Source organism: Actinoplanes sp. NPDC026670, assembly GCF_040638175.1.
GTDB lineage: Bacteria > Actinomycetota > Actinomycetes > Mycobacteriales > Micromonosporaceae > Actinoplanes.
Genome location: NZ_JBEZXU010000029.1, coordinates 67,030 through 84,469, shown reverse-complemented (window position 1 = coordinate 84,469; position 17,440 = coordinate 67,030). Strand labels below are relative to the sequence as shown.

19 protein-coding genes are annotated in these 17,440 nt (G+C 70.4%); 10 read left to right on the top strand and 9 right to left on the bottom strand.

The window, feature by feature from the left end; all coding sequences use genetic code 11:
• Positions 1-5 precede the first annotated feature (5 nt).
• The gene (locus AB0E94_RS27015) at positions 6-431 is read left to right on the top strand and encodes a cupin domain-containing protein (protein ID WP_360331165.1); all 426 of its coding nucleotides are present in this window, start codon (positions 6-8) and stop codon (positions 429-431) included.
• A gap of 7 nt (positions 432-438) precedes the next feature.
• Here AB0E94_RS27015 and AB0E94_RS27010 read toward each other — a convergent pair whose 3' ends face one another.
• A complete protein-coding gene (locus tag AB0E94_RS27010; RefSeq protein ID WP_360331163.1) occupies positions 439-768 on the bottom strand; it encodes a hypothetical protein in 330 nt (109 codons plus the stop codon).
• Positions 769-1,054: 286 nt separating this feature from the next.
• Entirely contained in the window at positions 1,055-1,513 is a 459-nt protein-coding gene (locus tag AB0E94_RS27005; protein ID WP_360331162.1) for a hypothetical protein, read from the bottom strand.
• A 121-nt stretch (positions 1,514-1,634) separates the two neighbouring features.
• Here AB0E94_RS27005 and AB0E94_RS27000 point away from each other — a divergent pair, with 121 nt between their 5' ends.
• The 4 genes from AB0E94_RS27000 to AB0E94_RS26985 all read left to right on the top strand — a co-directional run bounded on the left by AB0E94_RS27000 (position 1,635) and on the right by AB0E94_RS26985 (position 6,157).
• Positions 1,635-2,423 carry a hypothetical protein gene (locus AB0E94_RS27000; protein WP_360331159.1) on the top strand — a complete coding sequence of 263 codons (789 nt, stop codon included), beginning with the start codon at positions 1,635-1,637 and terminating at the stop codon, positions 2,421-2,423.
• Between the two features lie 149 nt (positions 2,424-2,572).
• Positions 2,573-3,064, top strand: coding sequence for a transcriptional regulator (locus tag AB0E94_RS26995; protein ID WP_360331157.1), 492 nt, complete (start codon positions 2,573-2,575; stop codon positions 3,062-3,064).
• Positions 3,065-3,214: 150 nt separating this feature from the next.
• Positions 3,215-4,768 carry a GAF domain-containing protein gene (locus tag AB0E94_RS26990; RefSeq protein ID WP_360331155.1) on the top strand — a complete coding sequence of 518 codons (1,554 nt, stop codon included), beginning with the start codon at positions 3,215-3,217 and terminating at the stop codon, positions 4,766-4,768.
• Positions 4,769-4,876: 108 nt separating this feature from the next.
• A complete protein-coding gene (locus tag AB0E94_RS26985; RefSeq protein WP_360331152.1) occupies positions 4,877-6,157 on the top strand; it encodes a ThuA domain-containing protein in 1,281 nt (426 codons plus the stop codon).
• 50 nt (positions 6,158-6,207) lie between these two features.
• Here AB0E94_RS26985 and AB0E94_RS26980 read toward each other — a convergent pair whose 3' ends face one another.
• From AB0E94_RS26980 to AB0E94_RS26965, 4 genes are all read right to left on the bottom strand, one after another.
• Complete coding sequence (locus tag AB0E94_RS26980; RefSeq protein ID WP_360331149.1) at positions 6,208-7,431, bottom strand: MFS transporter; 1,224 nt, start codon at positions 7,429-7,431, stop codon at positions 6,208-6,210.
• Complete coding sequence (locus tag AB0E94_RS26975; protein WP_360331146.1) at positions 7,424-7,972, bottom strand: flavoprotein; 549 nt, start codon at positions 7,970-7,972, stop codon at positions 7,424-7,426. The genes AB0E94_RS26980 and AB0E94_RS26975 overlap by 8 nt, the downstream gene beginning before the upstream one ends.
• Positions 7,962-10,535, bottom strand: a complete 2,574-nt coding sequence (gene lanKC, locus AB0E94_RS26970) for a class III lanthionine synthetase LanKC (RefSeq protein ID WP_360331143.1) — start codon at positions 10,533-10,535, stop codon at positions 7,962-7,964. The genes AB0E94_RS26975 and lanKC overlap by 11 nt, the downstream gene beginning before the upstream one ends.
• Before the next feature lie 86 nt (positions 10,536-10,621).
• A complete protein-coding gene (locus tag AB0E94_RS26965) occupies positions 10,622-10,747 on the bottom strand; it encodes a hypothetical protein (protein ID WP_360331141.1) in 126 nt (41 codons plus the stop codon).
• Between the two features lie 278 nt (positions 10,748-11,025).
• Between AB0E94_RS26965 and AB0E94_RS26960 the strand changes: the two genes are divergently transcribed.
• The 3 genes from AB0E94_RS26960 (at position 11,026) to AB0E94_RS26950 (ending at position 12,578) form a co-directional block, all read left to right on the top strand.
• A complete protein-coding gene (locus tag AB0E94_RS26960) occupies positions 11,026-11,526 on the top strand; it encodes a hypothetical protein (RefSeq protein WP_360331138.1) in 501 nt (166 codons plus the stop codon).
• Positions 11,527-11,644: 118 nt separating this feature from the next.
• Entirely contained in the window at positions 11,645-12,004 is a 360-nt protein-coding gene (locus AB0E94_RS26955; RefSeq protein WP_360331135.1) for a hypothetical protein, read from the top strand.
• Between the two features lie 139 nt (positions 12,005-12,143).
• A complete protein-coding gene (locus AB0E94_RS26950) occupies positions 12,144-12,578 on the top strand; it encodes a hypothetical protein (protein ID WP_360331132.1) in 435 nt (144 codons plus the stop codon).
• A gap of 1 nt (position 12,579) precedes the next feature.
• Here AB0E94_RS26950 and AB0E94_RS26945 read toward each other — a convergent pair whose 3' ends face one another.
• Positions 12,580-12,960: a hypothetical protein gene (locus tag AB0E94_RS26945; protein WP_360331130.1), complete on the bottom strand. Its 381-nt coding sequence runs from the start codon at positions 12,958-12,960 to the stop codon at positions 12,580-12,582.
• Positions 12,961-13,463: 503 nt separating this feature from the next.
• Between AB0E94_RS26945 and AB0E94_RS26940 the strand changes: the two genes are divergently transcribed.
• Together AB0E94_RS26940 and AB0E94_RS26935 are read left to right on the top strand one after the other, a co-directional pair.
• Positions 13,464-14,558 (top strand): LLM class flavin-dependent oxidoreductase, encoded by a 1,095-nt coding sequence (locus AB0E94_RS26940; protein WP_360331127.1) that lies wholly within the window; start codon positions 13,464-13,466, stop codon positions 14,556-14,558.
• Entirely contained in the window at positions 14,555-15,169 is a 615-nt protein-coding gene (locus AB0E94_RS26935) for an FMN reductase (RefSeq protein ID WP_360331125.1), read from the top strand. The genes AB0E94_RS26940 and AB0E94_RS26935 overlap by 4 nt, the downstream gene beginning before the upstream one ends.
• Before the next feature lie 76 nt (positions 15,170-15,245).
• Here the strand turns inward: AB0E94_RS26935 and AB0E94_RS26930 are convergent, their stop codons facing one another.
• Both AB0E94_RS26930 and AB0E94_RS26925 read right to left on the bottom strand, forming a co-directional pair.
• Entirely contained in the window at positions 15,246-16,040 is a 795-nt protein-coding gene (locus AB0E94_RS26930) for a hypothetical protein (RefSeq protein ID WP_360331122.1), read from the bottom strand.
• 99 nt (positions 16,041-16,139) lie between these two features.
• Positions 16,140-17,420 carry a hypothetical protein gene (locus AB0E94_RS26925; RefSeq protein ID WP_360331120.1) on the bottom strand — a complete coding sequence of 427 codons (1,281 nt, stop codon included), beginning with the start codon at positions 17,418-17,420 and terminating at the stop codon, positions 16,140-16,142.
• Positions 17,421-17,440: the final 20 nt, after the last annotated feature.

Sequence of the window (17,440 nt, the reverse complement as noted above, 5' to 3'; positions counted from 1 at the left end):
GGTCCATGCCGTCTGATCTTGTCGAACGCCTCGGTCTGGAACCGCACCCCGAGGGCGGCTGGTACCGGGAGACCTGGCGTTCACCCGTCACGTTCGAGCCGGAGGGTTACGGCGGTCCCCGGCACGCCGCCACGGCCATCTACTTCCTGCTGCACCCGGGCGAGCGGTCGGCCTGGCATGTGGTGCGTTCGGCCGAGCTGTGGTTCTGGCACTCCGGCGGGCCGCTGCTGCTGCGCCGGGGCGGCGCCGGTGAGCAGCCCGCGGACGGTGACGAGGTGCTGCTCGGGCCGGACATCGCCGCCGGTCAGGAGCCGCAGGTGCTGATCCCGCCGGGCGTCTGGCAGGCCGCCGAGCCGACCGGAACGGAACCGGTCCTGGTCAGCTGCGTGGTCGCGCCCGGGTTCGACTTCGCCGACTTCCGCATGCAGTGACGGCCGGTCAGCGGTTCCAGAACCAGCGCCGGTTCCGCCGGTTCCGCCAGGTCATCTCGTCGGCGATCATCGACCGGACGCTGGCCACCGCGATCGTCAGCGCGTCACGCATGCCCGCGCAGGTCCGGCAGTCGGGTCCGCCGTCGCACTCGGTCCGGTGGTCGAAGGCGATGTCGGTGATCACCCGGTCCAGGGCGGCGCACGCGTAGGTGCCACGGTCGTTCGGATGTTGCCGGGACAGGATCTCGCGGAACGCCGCTATCTCGTCCTCGCCCGCCGCGTACAGGTGTGCGGCGCTCTCCACCTGCTGTAACGCGTCCCGGGCCGGGTCGTTCACCTGCAAGGCACTCCCCCAAGGCCAGGTGACGTGTGGACGGTGAAATTACCGCCACACCGGTTCCGCTCACATGGGCCGGACAGCCGATCATCCTCATCGAACAAACGACTCCTTCCGGGTGAGCGCCCGGAACCGTATCAGCACGTCGGGGGCCATGTCAGGTAGGGCGCGCCGGTCGATCGTGATGACCGGCATCGATCGACAGTGGACAGTCGCCGGCCGAAAGGCCGCCGGAACAGGAAAACCCCCGGGCCGTGGTGTGGGCCGGGGGTTCACGATCGGGCGGTCAGCGGGTCGACTTGACCGAGTCGTCGTCGACCGCGTGTTCGCTCTGCTCGATGCTGCCGACCAGCGCATCCACGTCCTGGCAGATGGTCTGGAACTTCAGGATCGCGGTGCGCAGCTCGGCCAGGTGAGCGGCCTCCTCCGGCTGCCCGGCCGAGGCCTGCGCCTGCCGGGTCGAGACCGACAGCACGTTGGCCGCCGAGGTGATCACGGTGCTCTTCGACGTATTGCCGACAGTCACGATCTGGTTGGCGGTGGCGACGTCGAAGTCGTAACCGCCCTCACCGAGCGTGGCCTGGTTGGCGATGCCGCAGACGGTCGCGGTCGCCTCGTCCAGGCCGCTGATGGTCACCGCCGGGGCCGCGGTGGCGGCCGGATCGACGGACTGTCCGCTGGTGGCGCAGCCGGACATCGCCAGAAGGGTGCTGGTGACGACGGCCGCGGTGGTCATTGGTCGCATGACCGGGAGGCTACCTGCCCCTTACCGCGAACCCGGTCCGCCCCCATCCGGATGTGACGCAGTCGTCTGCATTCTGGGAGTCACGCACCGTCACTGAACGGCAGGTGTGGTGGGATGTGACGTGACCTTCGACGCGCTGCCCGCGCCGCCGTCCCGCGCTCCGGACCTCGCCGACGACTTCACCGGCCCGAGCCTGCGCGAGGACTTCTGGATCGATCACTACCTGCCGCACTGGAGCACCCCCGAGCGGTCCCGGGCCCGCTACGAGCTCGACGGCGACGGCCTGCTGCTGCGGATCGACGACGACCAGCCGGACTGGCGGCCCGAGGACGCTCCGCTGCGGGTCTCCAACATCCAGACAGGCAATTTCGCGGGTACGGCCGGAACCGTCCACGGCACCCACCGGCACCGGCCGGACGGGCTCACCGTGCGCACCGCCGACACCACCCGCCTGCTCTGGACGCCGTCGGCCGGCCGGGTCGACGTGACGGTGCGCGCCGCCGTCGCCCCGGGCACCATGCTCGCCGTGTGGCTGGTCGGCAGCGAACACCTCGGCCCACGCGACAGCGGCGAGATCTGCGTCTTCGAGATCGACGCCGAGGCGGTCGGTGAACACGCCACGACCGCACGGACCGGGATCAAGGCGCACCACGACGACCGGCTGCGCACCGACATGACCGAGGTGCGGGTGCCCGTCGGCGCGGCTCGCCCGCACACGTGGACCGCGATCTGGGGTTCCGGCGGCACGGTGATCGGCTGCGAAGGAATGGTGGTCGGAAGGTTCGCGCAGGCCCCGGACTATCCGATGATCCTGATGGTCGACATCTTCGAGACCGGCGGACGGTCTCCGGGCGGCCGCTACCCGAAAACGGCTCGGGTCCACCGGGTCCGCGGGTGGCAGGGCGCCTGATCCCGTACCACATGGGGGTTTTGAAGGTTTTAAGGTTTGTGGGGTGACGGACGTGACGCAGTGTGCGCGGACACGTTTGCGGGTTCCAGCCGCGTCGTAGTGCTGGAGTGGGTTATGGGACGGCACTCTCGGCGGAGGCGGATCGCGGCATGGAGCACGAAGATCTGGTCAGGGCGGTCACCGCTGCGGTGGCGTTCGGGGTGATGCTGGCCGGGCACTACATCGGCGACCACTGGGTGCAGACCAGCGGTCAGGCGTACGGCAAAGGCCTCGACAACGAAGGCTGCGTACGGTCGGTGGCGCTCTGGCACTGCGCGAAACACGTCATGTCGTGGACCGCGACCACGTCGATCTTCCTGCTCGGCGCCGCCTGGTGGCTGCGGCTGCCGCTGGAGCCGGGCTGGCTCGTCGTGGGGATCGCGGTGAACGCGGTCACCCACTTCATCGCCGACCTGCGCACCCCGCTGATCCGTCTCGGCCGTCGTCTGGGCCGTGGCGGCTACCTCGACCACGTCGGTGTGGTCCGGCCGGCCGGGCCCGCCACGAGCGGACCCGGCACCGGCCTGTTCGAGCTGGACCAGGCCTGGCACATCGGCTGGCTCGCGATCTCCGCCCTGATCATCGCCGGCCCGCCCGCCTGACCGCCCTCATGCGGTGACCGGCCCGCCGCAACGTTGCAGGGCCGTTGCCCTGACCTTTTCCGGGTTGGGGCGTCGCGCTCATGAGCGGCGGCCGTGGCCCGAAGGTGAAGCTGGGCGGCGCCGGGCCGCTCTTCATCTGGGGGAGACTGCATGTTCGGACCGCGTAAGCCGCACGCCATCAACCGGCTCCAGTCGGAGCTCGCCGAGGCGGCGGCCGATGTCGAAGCGGTCACCGAGATCGTGCAGGCGATGGAGAAGGTGGGTTCGCCGGACGAGGCGATCGGGGCCATCCTGCGGCTGGTGCGGGAGCGGTTCGGATGGGCGTACGGCTCCTACTGGCAGCTCGACCACAACTCCCGGGTGCTGCGGTTCGCGCAGGACTGCGGGACGGTCAACGAGGAGTTCCGGAAAGTCACGCTGGCCGCGTCGTTCGCTGAAGGGGTGGGCCTGTCGGGGCGCGCATGGCGTACCCGCGACCTGGTCTTCGTCCGTAATCTCGCCGAGGTGACGGACTGCGTGCGTGCCCCCGAGGCGTTGCGGGCCGGAGTGCGCAGCGGCATCTGCTTCCCGATCATCGAGGCCGGCAAGGTGGTCGGCACCATGGACTTCTTCACCACCGAGGAGCTGGAGCCGTCGGCCGGCCGGCTGTCGGCGCTGCGGGCGATCGGCGTGCTGGCGTCGGGCACGCTGGTCCGCCTGCACGAGCTGGTTCAGCAGGAGAAGACCGCGCAGGACGTGGAGGCGCTCTCCACGGTGATCCGCCAGATGACCCAGGCCGGCAGCCGTGAGGAGGCGCTGCGGTCGGCGCTGGACACCATCCGCAAGGACTTCGACTGGCAGTACGGCTCGTTCTGGGCGCTCGACGAGAGCGCGGATGTGCTGCGGTTCGCCCTGGAGTCGGGTGACGCCGGCGCGGAGTTCCGGCAGGTGACGATGACCGCGTCGTTCGCCCGGGGGGTCGGCCTGTCCGGCCGGGCCTGGGACCGTGGTGATCTGGTGTTCGTCGAGGACCTCGGTGAGCTGACCGACTGCGTGCGGCGCCCGGCGGCGCAGGCGGTCGGGGTGAAGTCCGGGGTGTGCCTGCCGATCCGGGTCGGCGGCCGGATCGTCGGCACGATGGACTTCTTCGCCACCCGGACCCTGATCATGTACCCGGGACGGGAGAGCGCCCTGCGCAACACGGCGTTCCTGGTCGGGCAGGCGCTGGAGCGGTTCGCGTCGACCGAGCAGTTGCACCAGGCGGGCCGGGAGCTGCTCGACTCGATCGCCGAGGTGGAACGTAACGTCAGCTCGGCGTCGGCGGTGGCGGAGAACAGCGAGAGCCTGGCGGCGTCGGCGAACGAGCAGGTGGCGGCGCTCGGCCAGGCCAGCACCGAGATCAACAACGTGGTGCGGGCGATTCAGACGATCGCGGCGCAGACCAAGCTGCTCGCCCTGAACGCCACGATCGAGGCGGCCCGGGCCGGCGAGTCGGGCAAGGGGTTCGCCGTGGTCGCGGGTGAGGTGAAGGAGCTGTCGACCGAGACCGAGCGGGCGACCGACGAGGTCAGTGCCAAGGTGAACGCGATTCAGGAGAAGGTCGACGCGGTCACCTCCTCGCTGGCGCAGATCCACCAGGCGGTCGACGAGATCAACCAGACCCAGCGGCTGATCAGCGGGGTTCTCAAGGAGCAGGTCGCGGTGACCGGCGCGATCCTGAACTGAGCCGTTAGGAAGATGTTTTAACTATTAGGACTGTTAACCTTGCGAGGCCGGGCATCGATACCTGAGGATGGAAATCAAGCTCCCCTTTGAATCCCCGAGGTATCCACGTTGGCCACAAAGCTGCTCAAACGCGCCCTGGTGGCGTCGTTGGCCCTGCTCACCGCGATCGCGACGGGCCTGGTCGTGAACTCCGTCCAGGCCGTCGCCGCGGCCCCGTTCAAGGTGCTCGCCTTCTACAACGGCACCTGGGACGCCGCGCACATCGACTTCGACAAGGAAGCCCGGGACTGGTTCCCGAAAGCCGGCGCCCAGCACGGCTTCACCTGGGAGGCCACCACCGACTGGAGCCGGCTGAGCGCCACCGGCCTGGCCGGCTACCAGGTGATCATGTTCCTGGACGACGGGCCGCCCGCTGAGCGCCGGGCCGCGTTCCAGACCTACATGCAGAACGGCGGCGGGTTCCTCGGCTTCCACGTGAGCGCCTTCACCACCAGCGCGAGCTCGTGGAGCTGGTACTACAACACGTTCCTGGGCTCGGGGAACTTCGCCACCAACACGTGGGGCCCGACCGCCGAGACCCTGCGGATCGACAACCGGAACCACCCGTCCACGGCCGGGCTGCCCGCGACCATCCAGTCGTCGGTCAGCGAGTGGTACTCGTGGAGCAACGACCTGCGCCAGAACCCGAACATCGACATCCTGGCCTCGCTCGACGCGTCCACCTTCCCGGTCGGCACCGACCCCAACCAGCAGTGGCGCAGCGGCTACTACCCGATCCTGTGGACCAACAAGAACTACAAGATGCTGTACGCCAACTTCGGCCACAACGGCATGAACTACGAGACCAACACGCGTACGTCGTCGACGTTCGACAGCGCGCAGCAGAACCAGTGGCTGATCCAGGGCCTGCAGTGGCTGGGCGGCGGCACCCCGACCACCCCGCCACCCACTGACAGCCCGATCGACCCGGCCGCCTGGTACCCGGTGATCAGCAAGAACAGCGGCAAGTGCGTCGACGCCCGCGCGGCCGGCACCATCAACGGCACCGCCATCCAGCAGTACACCTGCAACGGCTCGAACGCGCAGCAGTACCAGTTCGCCAGCGCCGGCAGCGGATACGTCCGGATCAACAACCGCGGCAACTCGGCCCAGGTCATCGACGTGACGGGCGTTTCCACGGCCGACAATGCCAAGATCCAGACTTGGGCGTACGGCGGAGGCAGCAACCAGCAATGGCAGCCGGTCGCCGAGGGCGGCGGCTACTACCACTTCGTCAACCGCAACAGCGGCAAGTGCCTGGACGTCCCGGCGGCGAGCACCGCCGACAGCGTCCAGCTCGTCCAGTACACCTGCAACGGAACAGCAGCCCAGAGCTTCCGCCTCGGCTGACGCCCTCCCCGCGATCTTGTTGACTTCCGGCACACCTGGTCCGGTTGAAATCAACAAGATCGCGGCGGCGTCACCGCCTGCGCCTGCAGGGACGGCAGCAGCGTGAGTGCCATGACCCCGCCCAGCAGCACGGTGAAGACCGCGAAGGCGAACGACGGCGAGCGCCACTCGCACAGCCAACCGCTGACCAGCGTGGCGAACGGGTAGAAGGCTCCCCCGATGAGATACATCGTGCTCTGCACCCGGGCGGTCATCGCGTCCGCCACCAGGGCGAACACCCGTGCGTTGAAGTGGATCCCGGCAGCCGGGGCGAGCAGCGACCGGGCCGCGATACACGCCACGATCACCACCGGATGCGGCACCAGCGTGATCACCACCCCGACCAGCACCGAAGAGGCGGTGGACAGCCGGACCAGCGTCTGCTGATCCCAACCGGACAGTCGCGGGGCGATCGCCGTGCCCGCGATGCCGCCGAGGGCCAGCACGGTCATCGCCGCGCCGAGCCCCGCCGCATCCGCCGGGCCGATCACCACCACGAGACCGAACGTGATGCCGGCGGTGGCGAAGTTCATCAGCGCCGCCCACACCATGTAGAACACGATGAAGCGTGAGCGGGCCACGAAACGGACACCGTCCACGATGTCCGACCGCAGCGTCGCCCCGTCGGACCGGCCGCCGCCGAGATCTCGCCGGATGGCGAGGATCAACACCAGTGAGAATCCGTATGTGACCGCGTCGAGCAGGAACGGCAACGCCGGCGCCAGCTGATAGAGGACGCCGCCGAGCAGCGGTCCGATCAGGCCGAGGGCGAGGCCGCGGCCGGTGTCCAGGGCCACCGCCCGGGCCAGGTCCGCGGCCGGGACCAGGTGGCGCAGGGTCGCGGTGCCCGCGGGGCCGGCGACCGCCGAGACGACCGTGTCGACCACGCCGGCGCCGATCAGCAGGACCATGGGAGGCGGCGAGCCGGACCACAGTGCCACCCCGACCGCCAGCATGACGGCCGCCCGTACGGCGTCGGCCAGCACCAGCACGGCTCGGCGTGGCAGCCGGTCGGCGAGCGCCCCGGCCGGCAGGCTGCTGACCAGGTACGCCAGCATCCGAACGGTGCCGACCAGCCCGGCGGCCGTCGCCGAGCCGGTCTGGTCCAGTACCAGCAACGGCAGCGCCAGCGTGCTCATGTGACCGCCGAGCAGGGACAGGCCGTGCCCCAGCCACAGTCGTCCGTAGTCCGGGTACCGCAGCAGGGTCCACCGCTGTACCTGTTGATCAGCCATCGTCGTCGCTCAGATGATCGAGGACGATCTTGGCGACGTCACGCGGCGACGGCAGGACCCGGGCCGGGCCCCACTGGCGACTCCACATCAGGTACGCCTCGCGCTCGGCCGGATCGACCACCACGTGGCCGTCGCCGCGCAGGGTGGCGACGTGTCTGCGGGTGCTCGCCCGCGCCCACATCCGCTCGTGCACGTTCGGGAAGAACAGCACCGGTGAGCGGGCCGTCAGCACGACCGTCTGCGCCGGTGTGGCGGCCAGGCCCAGCGCCGCGCTCGCCAGCATGTTGGCGGTGCACGGCAGCACGATCACCGCCCGGGACCGCAGCGCGAACTCGGTGGGGTTGAGGTCGACCGCGTCGCTGCCGTACGCCTCGTCGGCCAGCCAGTCGACGACCTGCCGGGTGACGAACCGCTCGGCGCCGGCGGTCAGCAGGACCCGCAGCGGTCCGGGCGTCCGGCGCCGCAGCTCGATCAGGTAGTCCGGAGCGTCCATCGCGGCGCTGGCGCCGCAGACGATCACCGAAAGCGCGTCATCCCTCATCGGCGGGCTCCAGGAGTTCGTCGAGGGTGTAGTTGACGTCCGGACCGCCGCGCCGCACCCGGTCGAGCACCAGCGCGATGCCGGCGCTGCCGGTGGCGAAGTCGGTGCTGAAGCGGAGCAGACCGTTACCCGGGAAGGCGATCCCCTCGGGCTGCTCACAGGCGAGGGCGAGGATCGGCGGGGTGATCTGCGATGCCAGCTCCCGGTACGGGTTCTCCCGTGTGCTGCCGAGCAGATGGTCGCAGTCGAGTGCGAAGTTGGCCATGCCGGCCATGCCGAGGTAGAGCCCGCCGTTGACCGCCAGCCCGGTCACGATGCTGCGGACCAGCAGGTCCAGCTTCGCGCGCAGCCGTTCGTCGCCGGTCGCCGCGCAGAAGCGGGCCAGGGCGCCGCCGAAGCCGGAGCCACCGAACTCCCAGTACGGCTCGAAGACCGAACTGCCGGCCCGGCCGGGCAGCCACACCCCGCCGTCCGCGCGAGGTGCGAGCTGAGCGACCTCGTAGGACAGCGCGCGGCGTGCCGCGTGCAGGTACCGGGACTCTCCGGTGGCCCGGTGCAGGTAGAGCAGGAACACCGCCACGCCGGACGACCCGAACGCGTAGCCGTTGGGATGGCGCCGGACCCCGGGCTGCGGCCAGTACAGCCCGGTCCCGGAGTCGCGGGCGGTGTCGATCAGGTGGTCGCCGAGGCCTGCTGCCCGGTCCACGTACGCCCGGTCGCCGGTGCGCAGCCAGCCGGCGAGTGCCGCGGTCCCCAGCCCGGCGACGCCGGTGGCCACGTCGGCCGGCAGTGTCGCCGGGTCCGCCGTCAGCGCCCGGTCCAGGAGGTCCCGCCCCTGGTCCGGGCGGCCGACGTCGAGCAGGGTCCAGCCCACCCCGGCCAGGCCGTAGCAGAGACCGGGCGGCAGCGCGGCCACACCGTCGGCGCGGTCGAGCCACTGCTCCAGGGCGGGCGGGAGCGCCCCGGTGAGCCGGTGCAGCGCCCGGGCCACGCCGGCCACGCCGTACGCCACCGACCAGGCGTTGGTGGTGAAGACCGACGGGTCCGCGGGGAACACCCGGTCGCTGCGCTCGGTCGTCATGACGTTCTCGATGAAGCGCACCGATTCCTTGACCACCACGTCGATCGGGAGCGGGCCGGTGTCGTCCGCGTTCATCTCCAGCCGGTCGAACAGGTCGCCCAGTGGCCGGCGCATCAGGGTCGCGGCGTACACGGTGGACCGGACGAGGGCGCCGTCGTCGAGGGCCCGCAGCAGGTTGCGGTTGGAGATCATCGCGATCTCGACCGAGGCGACGCCGACGGCGTCGAACGCGCGCCCGTCCTGCCACGCGGCGGACTTCTGCGGAGGGACGAACCCGGGCGTCACCGGCAGCCCCGAGCCCCAGTCGCTCAGCGACCGGCTGGACTCGAAGTCGATCAGCCGCACCTCGTACGTCTCCGGGTGGACGAAGATGTTGCTGGGCGACAGGTCGCCGAAGCCGATGCCGTGCTCGTGGCAGGTCCGCACCGCCGCGCGCACCCCGGCGACCACCTTGTCGATCAGATCGTTGTAGGCCGCGACGGCGGTCTCGTCGTCGTGCGACCGCGGACGGTTGGCCGCGATGAACCGGCCCAGCGGCACCGCGTCGATGAACTCCTGCGCCAGGAACAGGTGCTCCCACGCGGTGAACAGCCCGTACGGGCGCGGCGCCACCCCGGTGTCCGCGAGCAACGTGAGGGCGTCGAACTCGCGCCGCAGCCGGGTGTGCCGGTCCGAGCCGTCCAATGCGAACGCGGTGTGCGGGCGTGACTCCTTGAGCACCGCCGAGGTCCCGTCGGCGAGCCGCTCGGCCAGGTACACGCCGCCGGCGCCGCCGTGGCTGAGCATCTTGGTGATCCGGTAGCCGTTGATGACCGGGCCGTCGTCCTCCGCCGGCGCTGCGGGGGCGTCGAACAACTCGTCCACCCAGGGCGGCGTCCGGTAGACCGGCTCGCGAGTGTCCTCCCACTCCTCGCCCGCGGGCCCTCGCAGCACCGCCGACCGCGACCCGTCGGGGCGCGTGCCCCTGCCGCCGGCGTGCTGGCCGTACCGGTAGTACAGGCACGACGATCCCCCGTAACGCCGGTCGGTCAGGATGTAGGGCCCTTCGATCCCGTCGAGCAGCGACGCGAGGCGCGCCAGCAGCTCCCGGGTGGCCTCGGCGTCCCGTGGATAGATGGTGACGATCTTGCCGACCTGTCCGGTGGGCCACGCCCGGGAGGTCGCCGCGACCACCATCTCGTGGTCCCGCAGCCACTTGACATGGAACGGCTGGCGGCGGTACTCGCCGGCCAGCAGCTGGATCGCCCGCCGGGCCTGGTCCGGCACGACGGACACGTGGATCTTCCAGCCGTGCTCGCGCAGCGGCGGCAGGCCCGCCGGACGGCAGACGACCCAGACGCCGTTGACGACGACCTCGTCGTCGGGTGAGGCCATCGCGCGCATGTCGCGTTCGAGGTCGTACGGCAGGTCGGCCCGCCCGAACTCCTCGTAGAAGCGGCTGTCGGCGACGGTGTAGGTGCGGTAGTCGGTGAACCGGCGCATGAGAGAACCCCCGGGGCGCTGTCGATCGTGGCGGGAAAAGCACCTCCGGGCCGGCAGCAGCCGGCCCGGAGGTCAGGTGGGGTGGATCAGCAGCCGCGGCTGTCGCCGCTGCCACATCCGTACGAGTCGCCGCTGTTGCCGGAGATGATGTTGAGGAAGCCGGACTCGTCGTCGTCGTTCGCCAGGCTCACCAGCGAAAGAACCGTGTTCATCATGGTTGGTCACCTCCCTTCGTTCCGGCCTCCAGTCTTGGTGGCACGGGTGTCCCAGGAGGAGGGCGGCCGACCCGCCTCCGCCGGGAATAGCGCCCGCCGGCGCGGGCGCCGCGCCCTCACTCTCGGCGCCGACCGTTCGCCGGTGACGGCGGGACTCTTGGTTCCGCCCGGTGGGCGCCGCGTCGGCGGGCGGTAGGCCCCTTGCCCGGTTGCACCCGGCCGGTACCATCCGTCCCATGACCCACGATTACTAGGTTCCAGCCGGTCTCGACACGTTGAGCGGACTGCTCCGTGTCGCCGTCAGCTCCGACCTCGACCCGGTTGCCGCTGCCGTTCAAAGCAGCCACGTCACCGCGCTGATCGCTGCCGCCCTGCCTGATCACCGCTGGGACGCGACCACCTTCGTTCTCCACACCATCGGCGTCGGTGACCTGATCGAGGTCATCCGCTCGCACGGAGGTCATCCCGCCGCGTCGGGAACCATCACCGGCACCGCCTGGTTCGCCGAACCGGATCTGTTGTGGGAACCGACCGCCGTCGCGACCACCGGCGATGCCGCGGGCCTGCAGCGTCTTCCTCTGCTCGCCGCGGTCCCCGCCGCAGCCGTGTGCGGTCCGCGCCGGCGGTGGCTTGCGAAGCTCGCCGCGGACACCGTCCGCTCTGGGATCACCGGTGCGCAGTTGTGGGACGAGGCCGCCGACCTCGGGAATCCCGCCGACCGTCGTGTGCGTGTGCGTGCCGCACATCTGATGGTCCGCGGACGTGAGCCGCCGTAACGGCCGGGCCCAGAGTCGCCCAGACGCTCCCTTCTCACAACAACGTTCCCCGCTTTCGTTTCGTCCACGGCCCGTATCCGCGCCGCTGGACCACACTCTGTCCGAGGAGAAGACCACCATGACCAGGATCGCCACCACCGGGTCCCGTACCGTCGACCCGGCCTGCCTGGAGACCGCCGGCATTCTCACCAGCCTGGCCACTCACACCGAAACCGTCGCCGGGACCGTCACCGGCGGACCCGCCCGCCGGATGAGCAAGCTGTCCCGGCAGATGCACGCCGCCGCGGGGCTGCTGCGCAACGGCTGGGGACTGCCCGCCCCGGCTGGGATCACCGCCGTCAAGTACCTGACCGAGGTGGGTGCCGGCTTCACCGCGCAGGACGTCGATGCCCAGGTGTACCGGCTGCAGGCTCTGATCGTGCGGCTGCACGACTGGCGCGGTCACACCGGGTGCCTTTCCGCCGGCGCCCGGCACTGATGTAAACAATGGTGACCACGACCCGGCGGGCCGTGGTCACCGCGTAGCCCCTGTAGCTCAATGGCAGAGCAGCCGCCTCTAAAGCGGACGGTCGTCGGTTCGAATCCGACCAGGGGCACCACGACCCGGTGTCCGGTAGGTGATTCGCCGCGTACAGCAACGTCGTCGGCTGGCGGCTGCTGAACCGGCACCTGTCCGGCCTGCACATCTGCTTCCCGGCGAGTGGGACCGCGGTGCGCAGCCGCGGGTCCCGCAGCCGGTTCTCGACGAGGCCGCCCGCCGCGAGTACCGGCGCCGGCTGTCGGAGTTGACCGCGCAGATCGAGGCCAGCGACGCGGCCGGGGACGCCGCCCGCAGCGAAAAGCTGGCCCAGGAGCAGGAGTTGGCCGCCGCATCCGGCTTCGGTGGCCGGGTGAAGGGTTTCGTCACCGACGAGGAGCGGGCTCGGGTGGCGGTAGGCAAGGCGATCCGCCGGGCGATCTGCAGCATCGGCCGGTCCGACCCGCTCCTCCGGGAGCATCTGCACCGACGGGTGCGGACCGGCCGCTACTGCGTCTGTCTCCCGAAGCCGTGAGCTACGCGATGCCGGTCCGTTTGTATACCCACACGCCGTTCCGGCCCTGCAGGCAGTCCTTGTAGCCGATGACGGCGTAGACGTCGTACCGTTCCAGGTCCTCGTCCGGGACCACGTCGGTGTACATCTCCAGGCCGAGCCCGCCCGAGCCGGCCGCCGGCCAGTCCCCGCGCCGTAGCATCCACCGCTTGCGCACGTTGCCGTACCAAAGCGACGCCTCGATCTCGCCGCCGCAGCGGTTGACGATCTCCTGGGCCCGGCCGCCGTCCATGATCATGTCCAGGCCAGCGACGATGTTGACCCAGGTGTAGAAGTAGTCGGGCCGGATCAGGGTCAGGCACGCGTTGAACGTCTCGTTGTCGTAGTTGCACTTGTGCACCAAGGGGGGGAGCCACGGCAGCGGCCGGGCCCGCCGTGCCGGTCAGGAGGCTGCCGGTGGTCACCAGCGCGGTGAGCGCACCCAGGAGACGTACGCGGAAAGAAGTTTTCATGCCCTTTCGGTGTTCCACCAGAGTTCCATCTACCCCCTCAGGCCGGCGTGTGCGAGGCCCTCGATGAACCGGCGGTTCCGGGCCGGGTTGGGCACGACATCCTTGGCCTGGCTGACCGGCGAGCGAGTCACCCTCGCCTGCCGCCTGCTCGAAAGCGGCGAGATCCCGGCTGGACCTGGTCGCCCGCCGCAGCGGCCTCGGCAACGTGCAGGGCGACACCGCATCACAGCCGCGAGTCTGTCCAGATTCGGCCGGCTCGGCGGCTTGAACGCCGCCGGGTGTGACCCCCGCCGCAGCCCAACTTGTTTGAATCTGAAATAGTTGCCGAGTCAAACGCGTTGTGCGGGGCAGTCCGGGAAGCAGGTTTCCCGGCCGATCAGTCCAGGAGCCGGTCATGCAGTTCGGAATCTTCAGCGTCAGCGACATCACGACGGACCCGACCACCGGCCGGACCCCGACCGAGGCCGAGCGCATCAAGGACATCGTCACCATCGCCAAGCACGCGGAGGAGGTCGGCCTCGACGTCTTCGCGCTCGGCGAGCACCACAACGAGCCGTTCTTCTCCTCGTCGCCGACCACCACGCTGGCCTACATCGCCGCGCAGACCTCGACGTTGCAGCTGTCCACCGCGACCACGCTGATCACCACCAACGACCCGGTGAAGATCGCCGAGGACTTCGCGATGCTCCAGCACCTCGCCGACGGCCGCGTCGACCTGATGCTCGGCCGCGGCAACACCGGCCCGGTCTACCCGTGGTTCGGCAAGGACATCCGCGCCGGCATCCCGCTCGCCATCGAGAACTACAGCCTGCTGCACAAGCTGTGGCGCGAGCACGTCGTCGACTGGCAGGGCAAGTTCCGCACCCCGCTGCAGGGCTTCACCTCCACCCCGCGCCCGCTCGACGAGATCCCGCCGTTCGTCTGGCACGGCTCGATCCGCAGCCCGGAGATCGCCGAGCAGGCCGCCTATTACGGCGACGGGTTCTTCGCCAACCACATCTTCTGGCCGGCGTCGCACACCCAGCGGATGGTCCAGCTCTACCGGCAGCGCTTCGAGCACTACGGGCACGGCGCCGCCGACCAGGCCATCGTCGGCCTCGGCGGGCAGGTGTTCATGCGTAAGAACAGCCAGGACGCGGTCAAGGAGTTCCGGCCCTACTTCGACAACGCCCCGGTGTACGGCCACGGCCCGTCGCTGGAGGACTTCACCCGCGAGACGCCGCTGACCGTCGGCAGCCCGCAGCAGGTCATCGACAAGACCCTCGGCTTCCGCGAGTACGTCGGCGACTACCAGCGCCAGCTGTTCCTGCTCGACCACGCCGGCCTGCCGGTCAAGACCGTCCTCGAGCAGCTCGACCTGCTCGGCGGCGAGGTGGTCCCGGTGCTGCGCAAGGAGTTCGCCGCACGGAAGCCGGCCCATGTGCCGGACGCCCCCACCCACGCCTCCCTTCTCGCGGCCCGTAAGGCCAAGGAAGAAGTGACCGCATGAAACAGCGCAAGCTCGTCGTCATCAGCGCGGGCCTGAGCCAGCCGTCGTCGACCCGCCTGCTCGCCGACCAACTGTCGGCAGCGGCCGTCGGCGCGGCCGCCCGGCTCGGCGTCACCCTCGACGTCCAGTTCATCGAACTGCGCGACCTGGCCCACGAGATCACCGACAACATGCTCACCGGCTTCCCGGGCACCGCGCTCAAACAGGCCCAGGAAGCGGTCACCGCCGCCGACGCCCTGATCACCGTCACCCCGGTGTTCTCGGCCAGCTACAGCGGACTGTTCAAGTCGTTCTTCGACGTCCTCGACAAGGACGCCCTGGCTGACAAGCCGGTCCTGCTCGCCGCCACCGCCGGCACGGCCCGTCACTCGCTGGTGCTGGAGCACGCCCTGCGGCCGCTCTTCTCCTACCTGCGGGCGGCGATCATCCCCACCTCGGTCTTCGCCGCCAGCGACGACTGGGGCGCCAACTCGGTCGAAGGCCCACTGCGCGCCCGCATCGACCGGGCCGCCGCCGAACTCGCCCGCGAGGTCGAGCGCCGCGAACCCGCCGTGGTCACCGACCCGTTCGCCCTGACCGCGAACTTCGAGGACATGCTGAAGAACCTCTGAACACCAGCGACGATCGGCGCGGGCCACCGGAAGATTCCGGATACCCGCGCCGATCTGATTGCAACACGTCGCGCCATCATTGCCCGAGGATCGCGGCGAGCTGGGCGAGCCCGGCGAGTGCGGCCAGCGTGGCGGCGATCAGGGTGAACACCCGGACGAAGCGGAACAGACCCCCGGCCTCACGGTCGGCCTCGGCGAGCAGGGTCTCCAGGCTCTGGGTGGAGCTGCCTCCGCCGTGCCGCGCGGTCAGCCGCCAACTGTCGCCGTCGCGGACCGGCGCGCCGAGCACGGTGATCCGGCTGTACTGGTCGACCCGCATCTCGTGAAAGGTGAACTTCGGCGGCGGGTTGTCGGCGAAGTCGCAGATGCCGAGCTCACCGAGGCGGAGGAGGAGTTTTCCGCGACCGCCGCGGTTGCCCTCCACGATGTCGTGGGTCGCGAGCCGGAACCCGGTCGGGTTGTCGATGTCGTACACCTCCAGGAACCGGTCGAACAGCTGACCGTCGAGAAGCACCGAGCCGGTCTCGTCGTGCATCTCCACGACCGCCTGGCTGCGGTGGGTCACCGGACTCGTCGTGTACGTACGGAGTTCCTGCTCGTAGGTATGCGTCTCGTCGACCCGCCACCACAGGCATCGTCGCTGGGTGACGGGTGAGGTCAGCTGCCCGGTCGGGCCGGGCTGGAGCCGTCCGGCCATCAGAACCAGTTTCGGCGCCCGGTCGGTGGCGGCCAGTTCCCGGCAGGTCATCGGCACGGCTTGCCGCAACCGCCGGCTCAGGCTCTGCCGGCGTGCGGCGGTCGCGCCGAAGACGGCGGCGATGGCGCCGGGCGCCGCGGCTATGGCGAGCAGGGTGACGGCGGTGTCGTCCACGGCGGCCCCTCGGTCACGGGCGGCGACGGTCGGCCGCGTAGTGGCGCCGATCGTAGCGACCGTCCGCTATCGCCGAACCAGGCGGCGACCATTCGTCGTTCAAGGCCGGTCATAGTTGCGGGCGGCGCAGGCGATCACCACGCAGCCGGCCACCACGGCCAGGACCGAGACCACGACGGCGCCGGAATCGACGTCGGTCAGCAGCAGACCGGCGACTGCCGCCTGCGGGGCGAACAACCATCCCCAGACGCGACTGAGCCGCCAGATCAGGAGAGCGGTCAGGGACAGACCGACGATCAGGATCCCGATCGAGAGGCCGGTGAAGTCGAGAGGCGGCTCCGCAGCCGTGAGCGCCTGGGCCGGCGCGTAGCCGGGGAAGCCGATCCGCGTCCACACGCCGCCGGCGTCGCGCATCGCGAACCCGTCCAAGCCGTTCGCGACCACCACCACGTGGCCGCCCGGCACGTCCGCCACCGCGAGCATCGTCGAGGCCAGGCTCCGCACGTCGTACCGCTGGAGCAGCCCGGCCCGGAACGGCCCGTCGATCCGCCAGCTCTCCGGCCAGCTGGCGTCACCCGTGTCGCTCTGCACCGCGAGCTGCCCGGGCACCACCCGGTAGCAGACCACCGGGACCGAACCGGAACAGGGCGGGGCCGCGGCCGGCCAGGAGACCGAGGGCGAAGGTGCGGGCGGCGCGGGCTGCCCGGACAAAGCCGGCCGCACCAACGAGGTCCACGGAACCGGCTCCGGCTCCTCGATGCGCTGCCACGTGCGGCCGCCGTCCGTGCTGACCGCCTCCGGCTTCTCCGGGTAGTCATGGAAGTAGTTCAGGTAGATCGCGCCGTCGTCGCCGACCGCCACCTGCTCGGCGACCGGGGTCTCCGGCTCGGTGTTGCTGGTCGCGGCCACCCCGAACAGCGCCACCGGCAGGACCACGGCCAGCCGCAACGCGCGCGACCAGCGCCGGGCCGGCACCCCGGTCAGCGGCCGCCGGGCGGTCCACCAGGCCAGCCACAGCGCCGGCAGGGCCAGCAGGTCGGACGGGTCGGCCCGGACGAGCGAGGGCGTCAACAGGCTCCAGGCCGCGGACGCGAGCTGTGCCCCGTACACCCAGAGCTTGACGAACAGGAACCCGCCACCCACCGTGACGATCGAGGCGACCGCAACCGGCCGGAACGGCGCTCGCGGCGCGATGAGGCCCGCCAGGGCCGCGAGCAGCGGCGGCGCGAGCACCATGCCGGCGACGTCGCTGAGTTTGCCGGTCACCCATCCCGGCCAGGCGGACTTCAGTAGATGATCATTGATGACGAGCAGCGCCAGCGCGGTCACCGTCACCGGATGACACAGCCAGGCGAGCGCCTTCCCCCGAGCAGCGTTCACATTCGACACACTGTCAGCGG

Excerpts from the sequence above, each read along its gene's own strand:
- AB0E94_RS26975 (WP_360331146.1), bottom strand. The coding sequence starts at position 7,972 with ATGAGGGATGACGCGCTTTCGGTGATCGTCTGCGGCGCCAGCGCCGCG.
- AB0E94_RS26990 (WP_360331155.1), top strand. The coding sequence starts at position 3,215 with ATGTTCGGACCGCGTAAGCCGCACGCCATCAACCGGCTCCAGTCGGAG.
- AB0E94_RS26955 (WP_360331135.1), top strand. The coding sequence starts at position 11,645 with ATGACCAGGATCGCCACCACCGGGTCCCGTACCGTCGACCCGGCCTGC.
- AB0E94_RS26995 (WP_360331157.1), top strand. The coding sequence starts at position 2,573 with ATGGAGCACGAAGATCTGGTCAGGGCGGTCACCGCTGCGGTGGCGTTC.
- lanKC (WP_360331143.1), bottom strand. The coding sequence starts at position 10,535 with ATGCGCCGGTTCACCGACTACCGCACCTACACCGTCGCCGACAGCCGC.
- AB0E94_RS26980 (WP_360331149.1), bottom strand. The coding sequence starts at position 7,431 with ATGGCTGATCAACAGGTACAGCGGTGGACCCTGCTGCGGTACCCGGAC.
- AB0E94_RS26965 (WP_360331141.1), bottom strand. The coding sequence starts at position 10,747 with ATGAACACGGTTCTTTCGCTGGTGAGCCTGGCGAACGACGACGACGAG.
- AB0E94_RS26940 (WP_360331127.1), top strand. The coding sequence starts at position 13,464 with ATGCAGTTCGGAATCTTCAGCGTCAGCGACATCACGACGGACCCGACC.
- AB0E94_RS27005 (WP_360331162.1), bottom strand. The coding sequence starts at position 1,513 with ATGCGACCAATGACCACCGCGGCCGTCGTCACCAGCACCCTTCTGGCG.
- AB0E94_RS26935 (WP_360331125.1), top strand. The coding sequence starts at position 14,555 with ATGAAACAGCGCAAGCTCGTCGTCATCAGCGCGGGCCTGAGCCAGCCG.
- AB0E94_RS27015 (WP_360331165.1), top strand. The coding sequence starts at position 6 with ATGCCGTCTGATCTTGTCGAACGCCTCGGTCTGGAACCGCACCCCGAG.